Source organism: Paraburkholderia sp. 35.1, assembly GCF_050436525.1.
GTDB lineage: Bacteria > Pseudomonadota > Gammaproteobacteria > Burkholderiales > Burkholderiaceae > Paraburkholderia > Paraburkholderia tuberum.
Map to the genome: position 1 here is coordinate 36,963 of NZ_JBNDMJ010000002.1, position 20,232 is coordinate 57,194.

Sequence of the window (20,232 nt, forward strand, 5' to 3'; positions counted from 1 at the left end):
ACCGAACAACGGTCACAAAAATCCTGTTTTCACCACCGCGCCAAACGCCAAGCACGTGCGGACCGGGTTGGACGTCAGACGTGATCACCCTGCCCGATGAATCAGACGTGGCCGCCCTGAGAGCGAGGGGTATCAACGCGATACGTAAATAAAAGGCCAAGTCGCCTGCCAGGCATGTCACGCCGCCATGCTAGGATGTTTTTCCCTCACCGCGCCGAAGAGACGAACATGACAGCCCATGATTTCACCGAGTTTTCGTGGGACGAACAGGAAGACGTCAAGGCTGTGCTTGCAAGCCGGGGACTTGATTTGCGCGAGTTCAAGATCGCGGACGACGATAACTCCCGCTCCGGTGGCAGAAAAGGAGCGATCCGGCAGATCTCCATAACGCGCATCACCAACGGCAAAATGGCGATCTACGACACCGATCATTTCGCACCATGGATCACCGATTTCGACGAGGCGCTGGCGGCGGGATATTTCGACGACTGAAGTCGCAGCGTTCACCGTCTACGAGCTTGCATTGGCTACCGCCGACGTCGGCCTCGTACATCGCGGCAAACGCCCGATCCATCTTCGCCAGCGCCTCGTTCGCCATGACGCGAATCGAGCGCAGCGGATGCGAGGGCGGAACGTGAGCTAGACGCAGGCTGAGATGATTCTGAGCGGAACAACGTGCAACGTGCGTGGCCGCTCACACCTGCGCCCGTCTTCGCTGTTGCCGAGTATGCGCATCGCGGCTGCTGAGCAGCATGGCAGCGTGCAGACGTGCGAACTCCTGGGCTTTGTCGGCATCGCGCTTACAGGGCCACAAGGCAGACCCCGCGTCGGATAGGTGCCCCTAACCAGAAAATTGCTCGAAAATTAAAGGCACCCCCTTCTACGCGGCAACAATGGCGCAACTACTAAGTAGCCCATATGAAAGATTGACCATTTAATTTATGTCAAATCCGTGCGCGTCCTACCAGTTCGCCTCGTTGCTGCCTGCTACGACCAAATGAGGTTTGCGTCTCGGATCCAGGTGCCCCATCGCCCTTGTTCGTGAGCTAGGGGGCACCCTATACCGTAGTTCCCGTGGCTGCGGATAGCAACCACAAGCACGATACCCAATTCTGCAACAAGCGATCAAGCGCAAGGTATCCGTGTGCTCCATTCGAAATGACCAGCTCGCGCATTGCACAGGCCGGTCGACAGCCGTCCGATGTGCGGACTTGACTGCAGGATGTCAAGCGGGCGGACAATATCGTCGAGACGCCTCGCCGCGTTCTCAGGAACGCGTTCAAAGAGGAAGTCGAAAACACGATCAAAATCGTCGCGGACTTCGGGCCCACGACTACACGCGCCATCTCTTGACCCTCGGTGCGTCCGGACTGCTTTCCGCGGCGCGCCCGTCGGATAGTCACGCATGTCTGCGCACTCGATTCCGAGGCCGCTCTCAAGCATGTTTGCGAGGCGGTCGTTACCTTCGTTGAGAAATTCGCGCCGCAACGGATAACGATGACGATGCGCGACAAACAGCTTCTAGCTCATCCATACGGCAATTGCGTCCCGACCGATGTATGTCCCAAATAAATGAAATAGTCACCTCTACCCCTGCCGCACCGTCCCCGGCTCCCATCGCAGAAGCACGCGCGCCCGACTGCTCGACGCCGCCCTCAGGCTGATGGCTGAAAAAGGCATGGAGGGCGTCGCGATCAATGAAATCACTGAAGCCGCCGATGTCGGCTTTGGCTCGTTCAACAACCACTTCGAATCGAAAGAGGCGATTTACGCGACGCTTGTCGACAACGTGTTCGAGGAATTCGCGAACATGCTGGATCGGCTCGCCAGTGGCCTTTCCGATCCGGCCGAGGTGATTTCCGTCTCCGTGCGCCATACCGTGATGCGCGCCCGGGTCGGGGTAATCGTTCGAATCGTGCAAAATATGGCGGTTTCGGCGAAAGCCGCCAATACATCAATCACTTGCGCGACTTGCCGCGGTGCGTGTTAGCTGACCGACAAACGCCTGCTGCGAGCGGCTCCGGGCACTGCGACCGCCAGATTCTGCACGGTAAGTACGAATACCCCTCGACGCAAGGAAAGTGCTGATGATCCTTGACCGACGGGCTGCGGATAACACGCTGCCCCGCTTGATTCCAGTCTCACCAGCGCGCGGGCGTGATCTCACAGCCGGTAAAATGAGCGGGCTGTTTCCCCAAAGATCGCCGCGCGGTCTTCCTTGGCGAGACTGGAGGACAGTCGTTCGACGCACGCGTGCCACGACGCGTAATCCCCGTTCAGATTCAGGACCGGCCAGTCGCTCCCCCACATCAGGCGCTGAGCGCCAAATCGCGAGAGCAGAAAAGCGAAATATGGCGAGAACGCGTCGTCGGCATAACCCGGAGCTGCCTCTGTCACCATGCCGGAGAGCTTGCACACCACGTTGTGCATCTCGGCGAATTCGCCCATCCAGCGAGTCCACTCAACCCAGTCTTCGCCTACACGTACGCCCGTGGTTGTTCGCACACTTCCCTGACCGTCGGGCAGACGAGGCTTGGCGACGTGATCGATCACAATCCGCAACTCGGCATGTCGTGCTGCAAACCTGGCGAGATATGGCAGATGACGCACATAAACCAGCGCATCGAACGCCAGGTCGTGCCTGACTATCGCGGCAACAGCCGGATCTAATTCAGAATTTGCAATCCAGTCGTCGTCGGGCAGATCCTGCAGCATAGGTCTGACACCCTTGAACTTGGGCTCACGAGCCAGCCTCTCGATTAGGGTCGGTGCGTCGGGGTCAAGCATTGGAACCCAGCCCACGACACCTCCAACGAGTGGATCGTCCGCGACCAGCTCCAGCAGATACAGCGTTTCATTCATCGTCGGTGCGGCCTGTACGACAATGGTCTTGTCAACGCCCGCCGCCTGCGCAAGTGGCGCAAGGTCCGATGGCAAAAAGTTTCGCCATAGTGGCGCGAGATCAGGGGTGAGCCAGCCATAGTCGCTTCGCGCAGTCGTCCAGAAGTGCTGATGTGCATCAACCTTCATGACCGTCCTCCTCCCAACTAGTGCGTCGATTGACTGGAGAGTTAATGATGACGTTATCCATTTGGTATCCTAATCACCAGATATCGCACATGTAATACGGTGATCAAAGTCAGCCGTCAGCTTTAAGTGGAGTGCCAGGCATGAATATGTATGCCAGTCAGCGGGCAGCCGTCGGAAGATCGATGTTTTCTTCCGTTCCCGCTAAATCCGTCTTCTTCACGCGCGACTTTTTGTCGGAACTGTCGCGTGCCGTCGTGCTTGCGGTCCGGGCGGCTCCCTGACTTTCCGTTTTGCCGAACGCCACTGGACTGCCGCACGATTGACGCACGACCAGTTCCGGCGGAAAGACCATATGCCGAGGGCTTCGCTCGTCCCCCCTGATGCGCTCGAGCAGCATGTTGAGCGCCGCTTCGGCCATCGCGTCAACGGGCTGCCGGACCGTGGTCAGTGCGGGAGAGAAAGCGTTCGCCCAGGGAAAATCGTCGATCGCGGTGACTGATACGTCCGCAGGACACGCGAGATGCTTTTCCGCCAATGCCCGCATCGTGCCAATCAGCATCTGGTTATTGGCCACGAAGATGGCTGACGGCGGCTCCGGGAGATCCATTAGCTCAAGCGCTGCGGTATAGGCGTCGTGCTCACCGAATGCGCCCTGTCTCACGTAGTCGGGATTGACCGGCAGATTCGCGGCCGCGATCGCCTGGGCGAAGCCGCGCAAGCGATCACGACCAGGCAGCAGGTTCTGCGGACCGGAGATGATTGCGACGCGCTGATGGCCAAATTCCAGGATGTGCTGTACTGCAAGGCGTGCTGCGGCAACGTTATCGAGAGCAACCGAATCCCACTCGTTGGGGCAGACCACGTGGTCGACCGCTACAATAGGCATGATGCCGATCTCCGAACGAACCTTGTCGTAGGCTTCTTCCGGTGCCGATGCACAGAGGATCGTGCCGACGGCCAGATGGGCGCGGAGCATGCGGAGATAGGCATGCTCCTGTTCAAGATCCCGATCGCTGTCGAACAACAGAACAGAGTAGCCGTGGACGTGAGCGCGTTTCTGAATGGAATGCACGAACTCGGTGAAGAATGGGTTCGTGATGTCCGGAACGACCAGGCCCAATAGCTTGGTGGTGCCCTTTTTAAGACTGCTCGCGACTGTGTTCGGAGCGTAACCCAACGCCTTGACAGCGACGCGCACGCGCTCCGTGAGGTCTGGACTCACGTAGGTCGATCCCGACAGGACCGCCGAGACGGTCGCCAGACTTACCTCCGCCAGACGTGCGACATCCTTCATTGTTGCCATGATTTTTCCCGCCACGCAGTTGTGCCCCGAGCTTCCTGTTCGTTCAGTTCCACCATCCCGCATGCTCGCGCTTCGGCTGCCGCAAGATGCCGTCCGGCGTACGGGGCGGCTCTATTTCGAGCAGGAACCGCTGCGCAGGTGACATCCGCTCGTACAGTCCCGGGGTAAGATGGTCGATCTGCACGAGCTGCTGCGGGAGGTCACGCCGAGTATACGTGAGATGCAGTACCCGGCGGTTTGCGTCGCTCTTTTTGTGTGTGCCGCTGTGCCAGCCCGACGCGTTCATGATGAAGACGGTGCCAGCCCGACCAGTCAGATAGACCTCACCCGGATACGGCGCGTCCAGATCGGCGGGAATCCGTTTGCGATCTTCTTCGGAAATGGGGCCGGGCTCCCAGTCGCCCTGGTTAACAACAGGCACGTTAATCGGCGCCCATCTGTGCGACCCGGGCACAACCCGGGTCGGGCCGTTTTCCAGCGTCATGTCGTCAAACAGGATGACGGCATTAACCGCCCACCAGTCATCTTCGAAGTACTTCGGCACGTCGACGTGCAATTGCTGGTGACCGAACCCCTTCACCGGATCGCGGAGATTGGCGCCATGCACCTTGATCTCCCCCAGCAGCCTGTGGGCTGCGGCCAGCACCGGCTGCAGTTCCAGGCACTTGTCGAACACTGACGTCTTGTTGAAGATGTTCGACACGCGCCGCGCACCGGGCTCGATGTGAACTTCATGTCCACCCGTGAGGCGCTCGGCTTCATGGAGCCGCTCAAACTCGCGGGCCATCGAGCGGCACCCGTCCGGGCTCAGCAAATCCTTGACGACGAAAAAACCTTTTTCGTCGAATTCCTTCAGTTGCTGGCCGGTCAACTTGTCGTTGATGTTCAGTTCATGCATCGCCTGTCTCGTGTACATGAGTCGTGTCTCCCATCATGTCGTTATCTGGCGAAACGTTTAGCGAAACGTTTCGTTGAGCGGATTTATAGCAAACAGAGATCTATATAGACATCCGGGTTTCCACTATGCGCGTTCGGTTTCCAAGCCAAAACGACAAATACCGATCCGACCTGTTCATGTTTACCCGAGATTGATTGACTTTGCGCAAAACAGGTTTTAGATTCAACGAAACGTTTCGCTAAACGTTTCGGCGAAAAGCCGCCACCACTGGTTTTTCAAACCCCAGAAAGAGACAGGAGACAGACATGAACAGCTTGACGAACCCGCTGTGCACAACACTCCCCTTGCGTACGTGCCGTCGTGTGATCAGTGCAGTAATGGGCGCGCTTCTGTTCTCCGCGCTAGCCGCACCTCCGGCGCATGCGGACAAGGATCACCCCGTTGTGGCCCTGTTGCCCGGGGTGGTCGATCCCTTCTATTTCACGATGTACCACGGTGCCCAGAAGGCGGCGGCGGAGGACAACACCCAGCTGCTTTTCCAGCTTCCGAAAAGTTGGAACACCACGGAGCAGGTGCCAATCCTCAAGGCATTCATTGCCAAACGTCCCGATGCGATCCTGGTTTCTCCCGTGGACGCACAGCAACTGATCGAGCCGCTGACGGAAGCAAAGAATGCGGGAATCAAGGTCATCACTGTGGACACTTACATCGGCACCGGCCGGTATCAGACGGGCAGCGGAAACGCGGACTTCCCACTTTCGTTCGTAGCGTCTGACAATAAGGAAGGCGGCCGTATTGCAGCGCGAACGCTGGCGAAGGCGCTCGGTGAAAAGGGCATCGTCTTCTGCGAAAGCCTCAAACCGGGTGTCTCGAGCACCGATGCGCGGGTGCAGGGCTTCCAGGAAGAAATGAAAAAGTATCCCAACATCAAGGTGCTGCCGACGTTGTATAGCGAAGACGACGCGAACAAGGCGGTTTCGGATGTATCGGGTGTGATGGCGCGTGAGCCTGGTCTATCCGGCGTATTCGGCACGAATACGTTTTCCGGCAAAGGCGTGGCGCAGGCGATCCACATGGCCGGAAAAAGCGGCAAGGTTAAGCTGATCGTTTTCGACGCCGTACCGGGCATCGATAAGGATATTAAGAGCGGCCTGGTCGACTACGCAATTGCCCAGCGCCCAGCCGACATGGGCTACTACGGCGTCAAGTATGCAGTCGACGCAATCCGGGGCAAGCCGGTCCCGAAGGAGAAAAGCACCGGTTTCGTCGTCATGGACAAGTCGAACATCGACAACGCTGACGTCAAGCAATACATCTACTCCAACTGATTGATGCCGGCGGCGGCTCGAAACCACCATCGGTGATTTGTAAGGGTTATCTGGAGACACTGCAATGCAAAAAGCCACCTCACTTTCCGGTCGGCCACGAACGACTGGCACATCGCCGACTCCAAGGACGATCGACTACAAGGCGCTGGTTGGCCGTTTCTGGCCCTGGCTATTTCTGGCGGTGCTCTGCCTCTTCTTTGAAATCTGGTCGCAGGTGATCCAGCAAAGGTCCTTCGTTTTCAATGCCTACAACCTGCAGTCGATAGCACTTGCGGCAAGCGCACCGATGCTTCTCGCGATTGGTCAGACGTTCGTGATCATCACTGCGGGCATCGATCTGTCTGTCGGATTCGTCATGGGCCTTGCAGCGGTGTGCGCTGCCCAGTTCACTTTGCTCGGAGGCTCATCACCGTGGGCGCTCGGCCTCTCTGTGCCGCTGACCATTGCTGTATCAGTCATTCCAGGCGCTATTAACGGCACACTCGTTGCGCGATATCGTGTTCCGGCATTTATTGGGACGCTTGGGATGTACGGTATTGCCCGCGGTGCCGGCTTCCTCGCTGCAGGCAGCGGCATGACTGTGTCAGTGGACAACGCGGGACTGCAATGGCTGGGCTCCGGGTGGAATCCGGTCATCGTCACGGTGATCCTGCTGGCCGTCATGCACTTCATCCTGTCGCGCACCCGCTTCGGCCAATATACCTATGCGGTAGGTGGCAATGAGCAGTCTGCCGCCCGAGCAGGGATTAACGTACGTCGGCACAAGATCGTGATCTATATGCTCGCGGCAGCGTTCGCTGCAGTCGGCGGCATCGTCTATACGGCTCGATTCTCTGCCGGATCGGCCACGGCTGGCGAACCAATGCTGCTCAACTCCATCGCCGCGGTCGTCATCGGAGGCGCCAGCCTCTTTGGCGGTACCGGCAACTTGATCGGCACGTTGATCGGCGCCCTGATTATCGCTGTGATCGAGTTTGGTCTGGTATTCATTAACGTCGATGCATTCTGGCAGTTCATCGCGGTTGGCGTTGTCATCATCGTGTCGGTGCTGATCGACCAGTACAAGGAACGTCTTGGAGTCTAATCATGAACCAACCGCTACTTGAAGTGCGCAACGTATCAATCCGCTTCGGAGGTGTCGAGGCGCTCAAGAAAGTGTCGATGAAGGTCTACCCCGGCGAGGTCGTCGCATTGTGCGGTGACAACGGTGCAGGTAAGTCGACGTTGATCAAGATCATCTCGGGCGTTTATCAACCGAGTGAAGGCGAGGTGCTTTTCGACGGTCAACCTCTCGACATGCGCGACCCTCACGACGCTCGGGCGAGAGGCATTGAAACGATTTACCAGGATCTTGCGCTTGCTGACAACCTCGATGTGGGCAGCAACATCTTTCTGGGACGTGAGCCGGTGAACCGTCGCTTCGGCGTCAGTACCATCGACCGCCCGCGCATGGCTGGCGTCGCGCGCGAGGTGCTGGATCAGCTCGACATCGTCATTCCGGAGAAGAAGATCCACGGTCCGGTCAAGATGCTCTCTGGCGGCCAGCGTCAGGCTATCGCAATCGGACGAGCAATTTACTGGAATGCGCGGGTGCTGATCATGGACGAGCCCACGGCTGCTTTGGGTGTGCCAGAGCAGCGAAAGGTGATGGAACTGATTCTTGGGCTGAAGAAAAAAGGCGTCTCGGTCATTCTGATCTCGCACAATCTGCTCGACATTTTCACTGTGTCGGATCGCATCTTCGTTCTTCGACGTGGCGAGGCCGTGGGAGAAAAGCGGGTAAGCGAAACCGACGGCGAATCGGTAGTCAAGATGATGGTTGGCGACGAATACGCCGCTACGAAGGCCGCAGCCTAAGCGCGACAAAGATTCGCACCGGACAGATCACCTCTCGCGTACGCAAGCGACGCACGGAGAACACTCAATGCAACGAATGGGAATGGTCATCCACATCAAGCCCGAGAAGATCGACGAATACAAGGCGCTGCACGCGGCTCCATGGCCTGCGATTGTCGAACGGCTCCAGCGTTCCAATGTCACCAATTACTCGATATTTCTCAGGGAGCCAGAAAATCTTCTTTTCGGATATTGGGAATACGTCGGGACAGACTTCGAGGCGGATATGGCCGCGATTGCGGCCGATCCAGAAACACAAAGGTGGTGGAAATTGACCGACCCATGTCAAGTGCCTCTTGACTCGCGAAAACAGGGCGAGCATTGGGCAATGATGGATAACGTGTTTCACATTGACTAGGTCGCTCCGGGGCTTGCGGAGTCACTCATGCGCGACACAGTTCCGCTGTGCGCTGGTATTTCCCGCTTTCAGTTGAGCTTGCGCGACATTGAGGAGCTGCTCTTCGAGCGCGGTGTGACCGTGACATACGAGACAATCCGTTGCTGGTGCGATATGTTTGGCAAGGGCTTCGCTCACCGGGTCAAAGCTGCGCGACGCAAGCCGGGTAGCACATGGCACCTCGACGAGATGTTCGTCACGCTGCGTGGCGAACCGCACCTTCTGTGGCGTGCAGTCAACGAGCATGGCGCAGAACTCGACATCTTGCTACAAAAGCGGCGCGACAAAGCCGTGGCCAAACGTTTCTTCAAGCGTGTGCTGCGCTCGAGCCCGGTACCGCGCAAGATCGTCACCGATCAGTTGAGTAGCTATCCGGCGGCAAAAGCGGAGATCCCGGAACTTGCGAACGTCAAGCACTTGGTCGTCAAAGCGGCCGCCCGACTGAACAACCGCGCAGAGAACAGCCACCAACCAACGCGCGAACGCGAGCGTCGCATGCGCGGCTTTCGCGACCCGAAACGCACACAGAAATTTCTCTCGTGCTTGGGGCCGATCAGGCAACACTTCGCGCTCAAGCGACATCTGCTGCGCGCTTCACTCTATCGCGAACAGCTCGCGGCGCGATTCGTTGCCTGGGCCGAACTCACCAAAGTCACCCAAAATCCGTCCTACGAGTTCTGAGGGACGCTTTTCCTGCCGTCTTTCCGCCTCAGTCTCGATAAGTTGGCAGAGCCCTCCCGATAGCTTGCAAACGACGTTGTCCCGCAACGCCATCTCGCGCATCTGCGATCTCCACGGTTCAAGCTCCGGCTCCTTAATATTGGGCTTGCCTATATGGTCTAGAACAATTTGGACGTGTGGGCATGCGTCGACCAACCGGATCGCACTTTCCATTTGAAAGTGTCTGATACAAATGTCGAGAGTTCACCCAAAGCCCACAAGTTCACGCACCCCGGCGATTAACTGAAGGCGCGCACAGAAGTCGCGGTCGCTTCCCGACTGAATCAGACGACGCACGCCGCGCACACGTCCAAATTCTGACAGTTCCTCCAGGTATGCTAGTACGCCAGCCCCTTGCTCAACCGGGGCGTGTGCGACGAAGGCAGCAATGCGCGGATCCAGCCGTGCCTGCTCTCGACCCAAGCGATTTCGTCAAGCGAGTAAGGGGAATCAACGTCGCATTCCACAAAGATCATCGCTCCCACGGTTTCCGCACCGCTTGCAGCATCCAGGTCGGTCGGAAGATAGGCGCGATTAAGCGATGGCACGGCTTTGTGCCAAGAGTATGGCAGGACAGCGGGATCCCAAATACGTAGATGCGAATCGGCAATCGGAAACGATGGCACGAAATTTCCAGTCTTTAAAGTTGCCTAGAAGTTGAATTCGGCGAAGGAGCCGCCCAGAGCAGATTTCGGAGCGGCTAGTAAGCATGAGCACGTTATGTGACCACGCTGATCTGCCAAGGAACGAACTCCTGCTGCCCATAGCCGTGTATTTCACTGCGCGACGCCTTGCCTGACGCGGTTTCCAGCATCATTTGGAACACCTGCGCACCGAGTTCGGTAATCGATGCTCCGCTCAGCACCTCGCCACAATTAAAGTCCATATCGTCGGACTGACGTTCCCAAAGCGCCGTATTGGTCGCAAGCTTGATCGAAGGCGACGGTGCGCAACCATAGGCCGAACCCCGTCCGGTCGTGAAGCAGATCAGGTTGGCGCCGCCGGCCACCTGGCCCGTCGCGGAGACTGGGTCGTAGCCCGGCGTGTCCATGAACACCAGTCCGTGAGCGCCTACGGGCTGCGCGTATTCGTACACCTCGACGAGGTTCGTCGACCCAGCTTTCGCGATGCCGCCCAGCGACTTCTCGAGCACCGTCGTGAGGCCACCCGCCTTGTTGCCGGCGGACGGGTTGTTGTTCATCGCAGCGCCGCTGCGAGCGCAATGCGCCTCCCACCAGCGAATGCGCTCGACGAGCTTTTGCCCGATCTCAGCGGTTTCCGCACGTCGAGTCAACAGGTGCTCGGCGCCGTAAATTTCAGGCGTCTCCGACAGGATTGCGGTGCCCCCGTGCGCCACCAACATGTCGACAGCAGCACCCAGCACCGGATTGGCCGAGATGCCGGAATATCCATCCGAGCCGCCGCATTGCAGACCGACTAGCAGATGACTCGCCGGCACGCTTTCGCGGTGCACAGCATTCGCCCCTGGCAGCATTTCGCGAATTAGCTCGATGCCGCGCGCGATGGTTTGCGTCGTGCCACCTGTGTCCTGAATCGTGAAACTGCGCAGCCGGCCATTGTCCTTCAGGCCCTGACTCTTAAGTAGCGTCGAAATCTGGTTAGTCTCGCAGCCAAGCCCGATCACAAGTACACCCGCAAAGTTCGGATGACACGCGTAACCGCCCAGAGTACGTTGCAGGATCTTGAGGCCCTCCCCTTCTGAATCGACGGCACAGCCCGAGCTGTGGGTGAGTGCGACAACGCCATCAACATTCGGGAAATCAGCGAGCGCTTCAGGATGAACGTCCCGCCGGAAGTGATCTGCGATCGCGCGGGCGACCGTGGCCGAACAGTTTACCGAGGTTAATACACCGATGTAGTTGCGGGTGGCGACCCGGCCATCGTCGCGCACAATGCCCTGAAAGTACGCGGGCTCGTTCGCGCGGACCGTGGGCCGTGCATCGTGAGCATAGGCATAGTCGCGCGTGAAGTCGCCCATCGTCAGATTGTGATTGTGAACATGCTGGCCTGGCTTGATCGGCTGGCTTGCGAATCCGATGATCTGTCCGTAGCGTCGCACAGGCTGGCCGGTCTCGATAGGGCGTGTCGCCATCTTGTGCCCGGGCGGGATCAGACCCGATGCGGTCACACCTTCACTGGCAATTACCGTACCGGATACCAGCTGGTCGATGGCGATCACTACATCGTCGAGCGCGTTGAGCCGGATGATGCGCGGTGACGTATGCGAACCCGCGAGTTTGAGTGTATCGAATGTCGTCGTGTTCATGTTAGCCGCGTCCGTTGCGCTTGCTCATAAAGGAGTCAAAAGCCAATGCAAAAAGCAGCACCAAACCCTTGATGACTAACTGAATGAACGACGAAATGTTGAGGATGCTCATGCCATTGTCGATGGTCGCCAGGAGGATCGCGCCGACAATCGCGCCGGGGATGGTGCCAATACCACCCTTGAGCGCGGTGCCGCCGATTACGGCGCCCGCGATCGCGTCGAGTTCCATATACATGCCAGTGGTCGGTGTCGAGGCGCCGATACGGGCGGTCATCAGAACGCCCGCGATTCCGTACAGGCCACCCATTAACATGAAGCCGAGATAGAGCTGGCGTGCCAGTGGAATCCCCGCCAGAACCGCAGCTTCACGATTTGAACCAGTCAAGTATGCGTTGCGACCGAATACGGTACGCGTCATCACCACCCAAAGGACGATACCGATTACGGCGACCCAGATAAGTGCGGTCGGAATCCCACGGAAGCCGGCACAGATCCAGATCAGGAGGCCAACGGTCACGGTCAGAGCCCCAAGTTTGCTCGCGAGCCGCAGCGTGTTAGTCTCGCCCTCGTGTGACCGGCTGACACGATGCCTCCGCAGGATGTATGCCGCCGCCGCGAGATAGGCGATCACCAGCGCCACTATCGAGGCGATCACGGGAACGAAGCCCTCGCTGATTGCCGAGAACCCCATCGACACCGGAGCAAGGGTGGCCGCATCGGTCGCATAGTATCCGATGCCGCGGAACGCGAGCAGCCCCGCTAAGGTGACGATAAACGATGGCACCCCTACCGTAACCACCCAAACCCCCTGCCATAGGCCCATCAATATGCCCACGCCGATGGTTAACATAATGGTCGGCACGGGGCCGAGGCCGTGCGTGATCTGCAAGCTTGCCGCGACCACCCCGCACAGGTAGACCGAACTGCCAATCGACAGGTCGATCTCCCCCATGATCATCAGGATCGATACGCCAGCCGCCACCAGCGCCACGATTGAGGACTGTCGCAGAAGCAGCGACAGATTGCGTGGCGTGAGAAAGATATCGCCCGAGGCGACGTTGAAAACAATCGCGAGGAGAACGAACACTACGACCATCGTCAGCGTTCGAGGGTTGATAAGCTGACGCGCGCCGCGCCCTGCGCCGCCCGCTGACACAGCGGCTGCCGGCGGCCGCACAGTGCCCGGCAAAGTCTGGTTCTTCATTTAATGGATCTCCCCGGTCGCGGCTGCCATCAACTCGTGACGGCTAGCCTTTCTGTCAAACGATTGCGTAATGCGGCCTTTGTACATGACCAGTACACGGTCGCTTTCATCGAGAATCTCGGTCATGTCGCTCGAAATCATAAGTACCGCGGTCCCTTCGGCAGCGAGCTCGTGTAGCAAACGGTAGATCTCCTGACGGGCCCCGATGTCGACCCCGTAGGTCGGTTCGTCGACGATCAGGATGCGCGGTCGGATAGCAATCCACCGCGCGAGCAGCACCTTCTGCTGATTGCCGCCGCTGAACCATTCGACCTTGGCGTCCAGCCGCGGCGGCCGCAGGTCGAGCTTGCGAATCAGTTCGCGATTGCGATCAACCTCGTCGCGTTCGCGAATGAACGGGCCACTGGAGACAGATCGAATACTCGCCGCGCTGATGTTGTGCAGCACGCTATGCCCCTCAATCACGCCGGTCTGCTTTCGGTCTTCCGTCAACATGCCGATACCTAGAGAAATCGCTTCAGCGGGCGAACGCGGATGTACCCGTTCACCGTCGATACGAATTTCGCCTTCGCACGCTCCTTGCCATGCGCCGAAGATTGCTTTGGCGAGCTCAGTGCGACCGGCGCCGACTAGCCCGAACAGACCTAACACTTCGCCGCGGCGCAGCTCAAGGCTTACGTTGTCCACCCGGCAGCGCTTCGAGCCAAAGCCTTCATACACCGAAAGTTTCGATACAGTCAGCACGGCTGCGGCGCGCTCATTAAGCACGCGCGGCGGGCTTGGCTCGGGATCATGGCCGATCATGGCGCGGACCATATCGGAGATCTTGTCCTGAGCAGACGCAAAATGCTCGACCACCCGGCCATTGCGCATCACGACCACTCGGTCGGCGACCTGGGCGATCTCGTCGAGCCGGTGGGTAATGTAGATACAGCCGACATTCTGCGCTTTGATCTGTGCAATCCGCTCAAACAGGTGCACAGCTTCGCCCTGTGTGAGTGAAGCTGTCGGTTCGTCCAGAATCAGCACTCGGGTGGCCGCTTTCGACAGCGCCGATGCGATAGTGACCAGCCGCTGAGCCGATGGGCTGAGTTCTCCAACGGAAGCGTTCGGATTGGCCTGCACGCCGAAAAACGCTAAGCGCTCCATCGCGAGGGTGAATAGCTTCGCCTCGTCGACAAAACCGCGCCGCGATGGCAGCATCCCCATGAACATGTTTTCGGCGATACTCAGATTCGGCGCGATATACAGTTCTTGCGGCACCAGCACGATGCCGGCCGCCTCCGCGTCGCGCACTGTGCGAAAACGAGCAGGCCGGCCGTCGATCAACAGTTCGCCTTGGTAGCTGTCGGTCGGATAGACGCCCGAAATGATCTTCATCAGCGTCGACTTGCCCGCACCGTTTTCACCGATGACGGCGACGACTTCACCTGGCCGCACGTTGAAGTTCACATCGCTGAGCGCAGGAATGTCGCCAAACGATTTGCTGACCTCGCGCAGCTCGAGCACGTAGCCGTCGGGACGTGACGCATCGACGGCATTGCCCTCTGCGTGAGGCTGCGAGACATCAAGCGTTGCTGGATCGCGCCATATAAGTTTGCTCACTTGCATTGTGATTTACCAGCGCCATACACCTCGTCCGCCGTGACCCATCCCTTTGGCGCGCCCGTTGTGATGAACTTACACAGGTTGGCTTGCGTCACCGCGTAGACATTCACGAGATGAGTCGGTACGGCGCCAGCGCCAAGGTTCACATCCGTAGTGCTAATTGCCGGCTTTTCCTTCCTCGCCAGCGCGACCGCAGCCTTGACTGCCGAAGTGCCGTGGTCGTCGAGGTCGGTCCATACCGACATCGTCTGTACGCCCTGAGCAATCAGTTGCAGCGAGGACGGGTCGGCGTCGAGCCCGGACAGGTAGACCTTGCCGGCCAAGTTGCGCGCCTTCAGCGCTTGCGCCACGCCCAGCGCCATGCCGTCGTTGGAGGTGACGAAGCCATCTATCTTGTCGTTCTGTGCGCTCAACACATTTTCCGCATTCGACAGCGCGAGCTTTGGATCCCATCCGCGAACAAACTGGTCGAATACGACTTTCACGTCCTTGTCCTGCACCAGCACCTTGTCATACTGCTTGCTGATGGTCTGCGCAACATCATTGCCGGGATCGCCCTTCATCAACGCGAAAGTCCCGTGGGGCGCCTTTTCCAACGCGACCTTTGCCTGTAGTTCTCCGACAAGCGAATTGTTTCGCATGACGAAGTAGTCAAGCTTAGCGGTCGTCACGCCGATGTCATATCCGACTACCGGCACGCCTGCTTGGTGTGCAGAATTCACGATTCGTCCGGCCGCCTGGCTGTCGACGGGTACGAGAATCAACGCGTCGGGCTGCTGGCTCAACAGGTTTTCCACCTGCGACGCCTGCAGGACCGGATTGTCGTTGGCCCACTGCACGATTAGCTTGGCGCCAAGCGCCGCGGCCTCTCGCTTCATAGCGGCGATGTCAAAGGCCCAGCGGCGCTGTACCTGTGTTTTCATCGCGACAGCAATCACGGGATTCTTTGCATCGGCATGGGCCAGGCTGCTCGATAGCGTCGCTGCCATCAGCATGGCCGCGGAGAGAAACTTCAGCAGAGGGGTGGGGTGACGCACGATTGTCTCCTTACAGCATCGGTTTGATCTATTCGAACCACACGCGTACAGCCTTGCCAGGTTGTTTCAACGATTCCTTGGTCTCTGCCGTGCGCACGCAAATTGGTGCAGAATCGAAAACTTCGTAGGACTCAGCAACCAACTCAGGCCATGGGCTCGCTTATGGCTTGAAAAACACATTTTCTAGGCGGGCCCACCATTCGCCCTGCCGGCGGGTTTCGAGTGGGACCTGCATCGGCTCGCAGATCTCCCACCAATCCTTCATGCGTGGCTCCTGGGCAAGCTTTGCCTGGTCCCTAGCGAAATCCGTGCCGTGGTATTCCCAGTAGGCGAACAACAAGTTCTCGGGCTCCTTCAGAAAAATCGAATAGTTGCGGATGTTTGCAGCCGAAATAATCTCAATGACCTCCGGCCAGGTCTCGCGATGAAGCCGTTTGTACTCTGGCAGCGCTTCGGGCTTGATACCGAGTACGAAAGCCATCCTTTCCATCTTGCTTGTCCTCTCAACGCTTGTTGCAGAAGCGTTTTTGTCAGTAACGGCCAGTTGTTTCTGCTTGAGCGGCCTTCCAGAGCCGCGCGTCTTTCGGTAGAGCAAGCGGATCGTCTACCTTCGGCTCTGCACCCTCGATATCGAGCAGAAAGCGTTCGGCCGGGGCAGCACGCTTGTAGAGCGCGCGCGTCAGATGTTCGCGCTCGTTGAGCTGTTGCGGGATATCGCGGCGGCCGATTGCCATATGCAGTACGCGCCGCGTTATTCCAGTCCTGTTTGCGGTGCCGCCGTGCCAGATTCGCCCGTTGATTACAGCGATCGAGCCAGCTTTCCCCGTGATGTGAACTTCGCGCGGGTGGGCTGCCACAGGATCGGCCGGCATGATGGCCTTTTCTTCGGGCGTGACTTCCATGCGCTCTGCGTTGACCAGATTAATGTCTGGCACGTTGATCGGCACGAGCTTGTGCGAACCCGGTACAACACGCGTCGGGCCGTTATCCTCGGTCATGTCGTCGAGGATGACCATTGTGTTGATCATGCGCCAGTCGGTGTCGTGGGCGCGCCAAACGTCGCTATGCAGAGGCTGTTGACCTTCACCTTTTGCAGGATTGCGGGCGTTGAGCGAATACACACGAATTTCGCCCATTAGACGATGCGCAATCGCAAGGGTGGGACCGCAACGAAGGCAACGGTCAAACGCCTCCGACTTGTTGAACAGGTTCGACAGGCGCATTGCGCCCGGCTCGATGTGGACTTCATGACCGCCGTAAGCGCCTTCTATTTTCTGAAGCCGGTCAACTTCGGCCCTCATCTCGTCGATCTCTGCCGGGGAAAAAACATTCGGGAAAATGCAATAGCCATCCCGATCGAAGGCGTCGATCTGTTCTTGCGTGAGGATCGATTCCGAAATGCTCAATTGCGCGAGTGCTTCAGCGGTGTTCATCTGCGTCTCCCGGAGAAAGTTGATGATTTATCGCGATGCTTATCGTGTTGCTAACAATGGTGTTCTGATTACCCGCTTCGCGGCCGTTTATCTTCCCGCTACGCGCTTGTCTAGACCTGCATGTTCTCGACCACGGGCGCATCGGTGCGTAGCAAGCCTTCGGTGCGCAGATCGCTCCACAGTTGCGCGGGGATCGGCCTTTGCATGGATTCGACGTTGCCTTGTATCTCGGCGGGCGTTATCGCCCCGGGAATCACACTGACGACAGCCGGGTGCATCAGCGGAAATTGCAAGGCGGCATCCCTCAGCGCTACTTGGTGGGCGCGGCATATCCCTTCAATTGCCGCCACCCGCTTGAGCATGTCGGGCGAGGCCGGTCCATAGTTAAAGTAGGCCCCCGGTTTCGGCCCCGTCGCGAGAATGCCCGAGTTGAACGGGCCGCCGATGATTACACCCATATCCTTCTTCATGCACAGCGGCAGGAAGGAATCGAGCGATTCTTGCTCGAGCAGTGTGTAGCGTCCCGCCAGCAGGAATAAGTCGACGTCAGTATTGCGCGCAACTGTTTCGCTGACCTGCCATTCGTTTACACCAATGCCGATCGCGGCGACCACGCCCTGGCTGCGCAAATCGCTGAGTGCTCGCACACCGCCGTCAAGAAATTCACGCGTGCGTTGTGCGCTTGCTTCCGCACTTCCATGCGTGAAGATATCGATGTCATGACACAACACAATGTCGATCCGGTCGGCTCCCAGACGCTCGAACGAAGCCTCGAAACTGCGCATCACGCCGTCGTATGAATAATCGTAGATGACTTCGCGAGACGGTACCTCAAAGAACTTCCCGATGCCGTCGCGCTGCTCGGGTGCGCAGCGTTTCAACAGCCGCCCTACCTTGGTAGATAAGAGATAGTCGTCACGCTGTTGTTCACGAAGGAACGATCCTACGCGTGTCTCCGCCAATCCATATCCATACAGCGGCGCCGTATCGTAGTAACGCACTCCATGCTGCCAAGCAGCTTCGAGCGTCAGCCGCGCCTGCTCGTTATTCAAGGCGCGGTAAAGATTCCCTAGGGGCGCGCTACCGAAGCCTAGCGAAGTGAATTGCAACGACCTGCCGGAACGGCTCTTAAAGCGGCGCCAACGGGGGAGACGGGTAATAGCGTGCGACACGGCTGAATCCTTTCTAGTGAGTGCGTTGGTGGAGTAAAAAGGTGTACAGTTGTCGTTATGTACATTGAATACGGGGTACGCAGGTGCAATGTATACGACGTACATTGTGTGGCCATCCGTGCATACCCTAGGAGCTTTAAGTCGCCCGAGCGGAACCTTGAGACACGTCACATAGGGGACCGAAATGCTCGCACGGCAGAGCTTTCAGCACGCTTCGTTTTTGACAATATAATTTCGTTTGCACACGACTCACCGCGGACTAAACCAACTATGAGTTCCAAGCCTGCCCTCTCCAGCCTCGGCTCGAATCCTGACGAGCACGCTCCGATGCAGCAGCGCGTCTATGCGCATATCAAAGCAATGATCCAAGACGGACGCATCCGCCCTGGGGAGCGCCTGCTCGAGGTTCACGTCGCTCGCGCATTCGCGGTAAGTCGTTCACCAGCGCGACGGGCGCTCGAAGCCCTCTGCATCGACAAGGCCGTGCGTGCCGCACCGGGCAGAGGGTATATCGTGGTCGGTCGGCATGCCGACGACAGTCGGGGCGATCTCGCTAACATCGCCGAAATGATCGTCGAGCCGATGCCACGATGGAAGCAGGTCTATGCAGAGATAGAACGACAGGTCTGCATCGGCGTCGTCAATCATTCTTTGCGAATTACTGAAGAACGCGTGGCCGAGCATTTCGACGTGAGTCGCACTGTCGCGCGCGACGCACTAGGACGATTGCATGGTCTTGGGATGGTGACCAAAGACCGGCAGGGCCGGTGGGAAGCTGAACGCATCACAGCCGATCGGCTACACGCCCTATATGAATTGCGCTGGCTGCTAGAGCCGCAGGCGCTGATGCAGTCGGCGCGCGCTATTCCCCGAGAACGCGTGCGCGAGGCACACGATAGGTTGCGAGCGGCGCTCGATGATATGCCGCAGTTGGGCAGCGACACGCACATCAGCCTTGAGAAGGACCTGCACATTGAATTACTGTCGGCCTGCCCGAACCAAGAATTGTTGCGCGTGCTCGATCGGACCCATTCTCTGCTCGTTTCGAACCCGCATCGTCTTAAATCTTGCGTTGGTGAACCGCAAGCCCACCTTGAAAGCAGTCTACGCGAGCACCTCGACGTGCTCGGTCTGTGGCTCGACGGTAGGCTTGAGGCTGCTGCAGCAGCATTGTGCCAACATTTGAAGGAGTCCTGTGCGTTTTGGATCGACAGTTGGGGCCATGTTGAAGCGCGCCCCACCCCGCCGCTTCCTTCATACCTGACGCCTACGGACTGAGGCAAGAGGCAAAGAGTATTTTCTTCATCGTGGTAATAGGCAATTCCATGCGATGTTTCCTTGGTAAAGCCTCCTCCGTGTCGGGATACCGATCTTCTAGCGCAATAGTCTTCGCCACGACTTTTCTGCACGACTTTCTCCCCCACTGTTGACCAATTTCTGCCTTAGGCGCACCTATACTGCTGCGTTTGTTCGGACAAGACCGAGACCCTGCTTCCGCGTCCACTGCAACCACTCCGCGGACACCGCAGGCGCCGTTCGTAGCGCGGCCTGCCATACGTGTTCGCAGTTCGCGTCATCGGTCACAGGCAGCGAGCCGCTCCGGGTTCCACGCTGACCACACCGAAACGTTTAGCGAAACGTTTCGTCACAATCTAGACAGGACACTTGCCGATGTCAATGGCGGGTAAACGCGGACCTTCGGTCAAGGGTGCGCTGATGGTTGCGTCGATAGAAACCAAAATTCTTGCCGGTGTAACCCCTCATTGTGATATGGCAGTCAGGCTGCTATAACTTTCTGGCGTAACGTTTCGCTAAACGTTTCGTTGCGGGCCGCGGCAATGCTAGCCAAAGTTGCCGGTGGTTGTTTGCGTGGCAGGCTGCGCCATCTGGCGCCCCTGCCATTCGCAAGGAGATCGCAA

The 20,232-nt window shown here is 58.2% G+C and carries 17 protein-coding genes and 2 pseudogenes; 8 read left to right on the plus strand and 11 right to left on the minus strand.

From position 1 onward, the window contains the following. The first annotated feature begins 228 nt into the window (after positions 1–228). The gene (locus tag OKW27_RS06025; protein ID WP_090812644.1) at positions 229–492 is read left to right on the plus strand and encodes a hypothetical protein; all 264 of its coding nucleotides are present in this window, start codon (positions 229–231) and stop codon (positions 490–492) included. Positions 493–1,618: 1,126 nt separating this feature from the next. Further along, positions 1,619–1,894 (plus strand): annotated as a pseudogene (locus OKW27_RS06030) (TetR/AcrR family transcriptional regulator); the annotation flags it as partial. A 269-nt stretch (positions 1,895–2,163) separates the two neighbouring features. Here OKW27_RS06030 and OKW27_RS06035 read toward each other — a convergent pair. From OKW27_RS06035 to OKW27_RS06045, 3 genes are all read right to left on the minus strand, one after another. Continuing rightward, the gene (locus OKW27_RS06035; protein ID WP_429332890.1) at positions 2,164–3,030 is read right to left on the minus strand and encodes an amidohydrolase family protein; all 867 of its coding nucleotides are present in this window, start codon (positions 3,028–3,030) and stop codon (positions 2,164–2,166) included. Between the two features lie 157 nt (positions 3,031–3,187). After that, positions 3,188–4,333, minus strand: a complete 1,146-nt coding sequence (locus OKW27_RS06040; RefSeq protein ID WP_429332891.1) for a LacI family DNA-binding transcriptional regulator — start codon at positions 4,331–4,333, stop codon at positions 3,188–3,190. A gap of 43 nt (positions 4,334–4,376) precedes the next feature. Further along, positions 4,377–5,231 carry a phytanoyl-CoA dioxygenase family protein gene (locus OKW27_RS06045; RefSeq protein WP_429332892.1) on the minus strand — a complete coding sequence of 285 codons (855 nt, stop codon included), beginning with the start codon at positions 5,229–5,231 and terminating at the stop codon, positions 4,377–4,379. A gap of 305 nt (positions 5,232–5,536) precedes the next feature. Between OKW27_RS06045 and OKW27_RS06050 the strand changes: the two genes are divergently transcribed. From OKW27_RS06050 to OKW27_RS06070, 5 genes and pseudogenes are all read left to right on the plus strand, one after another. Further along, a complete protein-coding gene (locus OKW27_RS06050) occupies positions 5,537–6,559 on the plus strand; it encodes an ABC transporter substrate-binding protein (RefSeq protein WP_429332893.1) in 1,023 nt (340 codons plus the stop codon). Positions 6,560–6,623: 64 nt separating this feature from the next. Further along, complete coding sequence (locus OKW27_RS06055) at positions 6,624–7,643, plus strand: ABC transporter permease subunit (protein WP_429332894.1); 1,020 nt, start codon at positions 6,624–6,626, stop codon at positions 7,641–7,643. Positions 7,644–7,645: 2 nt separating this feature from the next. Then, positions 7,646–8,416, plus strand: a complete 771-nt coding sequence (locus OKW27_RS06060) for an ATP-binding cassette domain-containing protein (RefSeq protein WP_429332895.1) — start codon at positions 7,646–7,648, stop codon at positions 8,414–8,416. A gap of 67 nt (positions 8,417–8,483) precedes the next feature. Beyond that, entirely contained in the window at positions 8,484–8,813 is a 330-nt protein-coding gene (locus OKW27_RS06065) for an L-rhamnose mutarotase (protein ID WP_429332896.1), read from the plus strand. A gap of 47 nt (positions 8,814–8,860) precedes the next feature. Further along, a pseudogene (locus OKW27_RS06070) lies at positions 8,861–9,533 on the plus strand (IS6 family transposase). Here the strand turns inward: OKW27_RS06070 and OKW27_RS06075 are convergent. The 8 genes from OKW27_RS06075 to OKW27_RS06110 all read right to left on the minus strand — a co-directional run bounded on the left by OKW27_RS06075 (position 9,447) and on the right by OKW27_RS06110 (position 18,250). Next, complete coding sequence (locus tag OKW27_RS06075; RefSeq protein WP_429334556.1) at positions 9,447–9,767, minus strand: amidohydrolase family protein; 321 nt, start codon at positions 9,765–9,767, stop codon at positions 9,447–9,449. The pseudogene OKW27_RS06070 and the gene OKW27_RS06075 sit on opposite strands and share 87 nt — an antisense overlap. 523 nt (positions 9,768–10,290) lie before the next feature. Next, positions 10,291–11,859 carry a UxaA family hydrolase gene (locus OKW27_RS06080; RefSeq protein WP_429332897.1) on the minus strand — a complete coding sequence of 523 codons (1,569 nt, stop codon included), beginning with the start codon at positions 11,857–11,859 and terminating at the stop codon, positions 10,291–10,293. Between the two features lies 1 nt (position 11,860). Next, positions 11,861–13,063, minus strand: coding sequence for a sugar ABC transporter permease (locus OKW27_RS06085; protein WP_429332898.1), 1,203 nt, complete (start codon positions 13,061–13,063; stop codon positions 11,861–11,863). Beyond that, positions 13,064–14,674, minus strand: a complete 1,611-nt coding sequence (locus OKW27_RS06090) for a sugar ABC transporter ATP-binding protein (protein WP_429332899.1) — start codon at positions 14,672–14,674, stop codon at positions 13,064–13,066. Next, the gene (locus OKW27_RS06095; protein WP_429332900.1) at positions 14,665–15,708 is read right to left on the minus strand and encodes a substrate-binding domain-containing protein; all 1,044 of its coding nucleotides are present in this window, start codon (positions 15,706–15,708) and stop codon (positions 14,665–14,667) included. Before OKW27_RS06095 ends, OKW27_RS06090 begins: the two co-directional genes overlap by 10 nt. A 160-nt stretch (positions 15,709–15,868) precedes the next feature. Continuing rightward, complete coding sequence (locus OKW27_RS06100; RefSeq protein ID WP_429332901.1) at positions 15,869–16,189, minus strand: L-rhamnose mutarotase; 321 nt, start codon at positions 16,187–16,189, stop codon at positions 15,869–15,871. A gap of 49 nt (positions 16,190–16,238) precedes the next feature. After that, the gene (locus OKW27_RS06105) at positions 16,239–17,141 is read right to left on the minus strand and encodes a phytanoyl-CoA dioxygenase family protein (RefSeq protein ID WP_429332902.1); all 903 of its coding nucleotides are present in this window, start codon (positions 17,139–17,141) and stop codon (positions 16,239–16,241) included. Between the two features lie 110 nt (positions 17,142–17,251). Beyond that, positions 17,252–18,250, minus strand: a complete 999-nt coding sequence (locus tag OKW27_RS06110; RefSeq protein ID WP_429332903.1) for an aldo/keto reductase — start codon at positions 18,248–18,250, stop codon at positions 17,252–17,254. A 333-nt stretch (positions 18,251–18,583) separates the two neighbouring features. Between OKW27_RS06110 and OKW27_RS06115 the strand changes: the two genes are divergently transcribed. Continuing rightward, the gene (locus OKW27_RS06115) at positions 18,584–19,591 is read left to right on the plus strand and encodes a GntR family transcriptional regulator (protein WP_429332904.1); all 1,008 of its coding nucleotides are present in this window, start codon (positions 18,584–18,586) and stop codon (positions 19,589–19,591) included. Positions 19,592–20,232: the final 641 nt, after the last annotated feature.

Bases quoted from the DNA above. Each gene is read 5' to 3' on its own strand.
- OKW27_RS06025 (WP_090812644.1), top strand. From the start codon at position 229: ATGACAGCCCATGATTTCACCGAGTTTTCGTGGGACGAACAGGAAGAC.
- OKW27_RS06035 (WP_429332890.1), bottom strand. From the start codon at position 3,030: ATGAAGGTTGATGCACATCAGCACTTCTGGACGACTGCGCGAAGCGAC.
- OKW27_RS06040 (WP_429332891.1), bottom strand. From the start codon at position 4,333: ATGGCAACAATGAAGGATGTCGCACGTCTGGCGGAGGTAAGTCTGGCG.
- OKW27_RS06045 (WP_429332892.1), bottom strand. From the start codon at position 5,231: ATGCATGAACTGAACATCAACGACAAGTTGACCGGCCAGCAACTGAAG.
- OKW27_RS06050 (WP_429332893.1), top strand. From the start codon at position 5,537: ATGAACAGCTTGACGAACCCGCTGTGCACAACACTCCCCTTGCGTACG.
- OKW27_RS06055 (WP_429332894.1), top strand. From the start codon at position 6,624: ATGCAAAAAGCCACCTCACTTTCCGGTCGGCCACGAACGACTGGCACA.
- OKW27_RS06060 (WP_429332895.1), top strand. From the start codon at position 7,646: ATGAACCAACCGCTACTTGAAGTGCGCAACGTATCAATCCGCTTCGGA.
- OKW27_RS06065 (WP_429332896.1), top strand. From the start codon at position 8,484: ATGCAACGAATGGGAATGGTCATCCACATCAAGCCCGAGAAGATCGAC.
- OKW27_RS06080 (WP_429332897.1), bottom strand. From the start codon at position 11,859: ATGAACACGACGACATTCGATACACTCAAACTCGCGGGTTCGCATACG.
- OKW27_RS06085 (WP_429332898.1), bottom strand. From the start codon at position 13,063: ATGAAGAACCAGACTTTGCCGGGCACTGTGCGGCCGCCGGCAGCCGCT.
- OKW27_RS06090 (WP_429332899.1), bottom strand. From the start codon at position 14,674: ATGCAAGTGAGCAAACTTATATGGCGCGATCCAGCAACGCTTGATGTC.
- OKW27_RS06100 (WP_429332901.1), bottom strand. From the start codon at position 16,189: ATGGCTTTCGTACTCGGTATCAAGCCCGAAGCGCTGCCAGAGTACAAA.
- OKW27_RS06105 (WP_429332902.1), bottom strand. From the start codon at position 17,141: ATGAACACCGCTGAAGCACTCGCGCAATTGAGCATTTCGGAATCGATC.
- OKW27_RS06115 (WP_429332904.1), top strand. From the start codon at position 18,584: ATGAGTTCCAAGCCTGCCCTCTCCAGCCTCGGCTCGAATCCTGACGAG.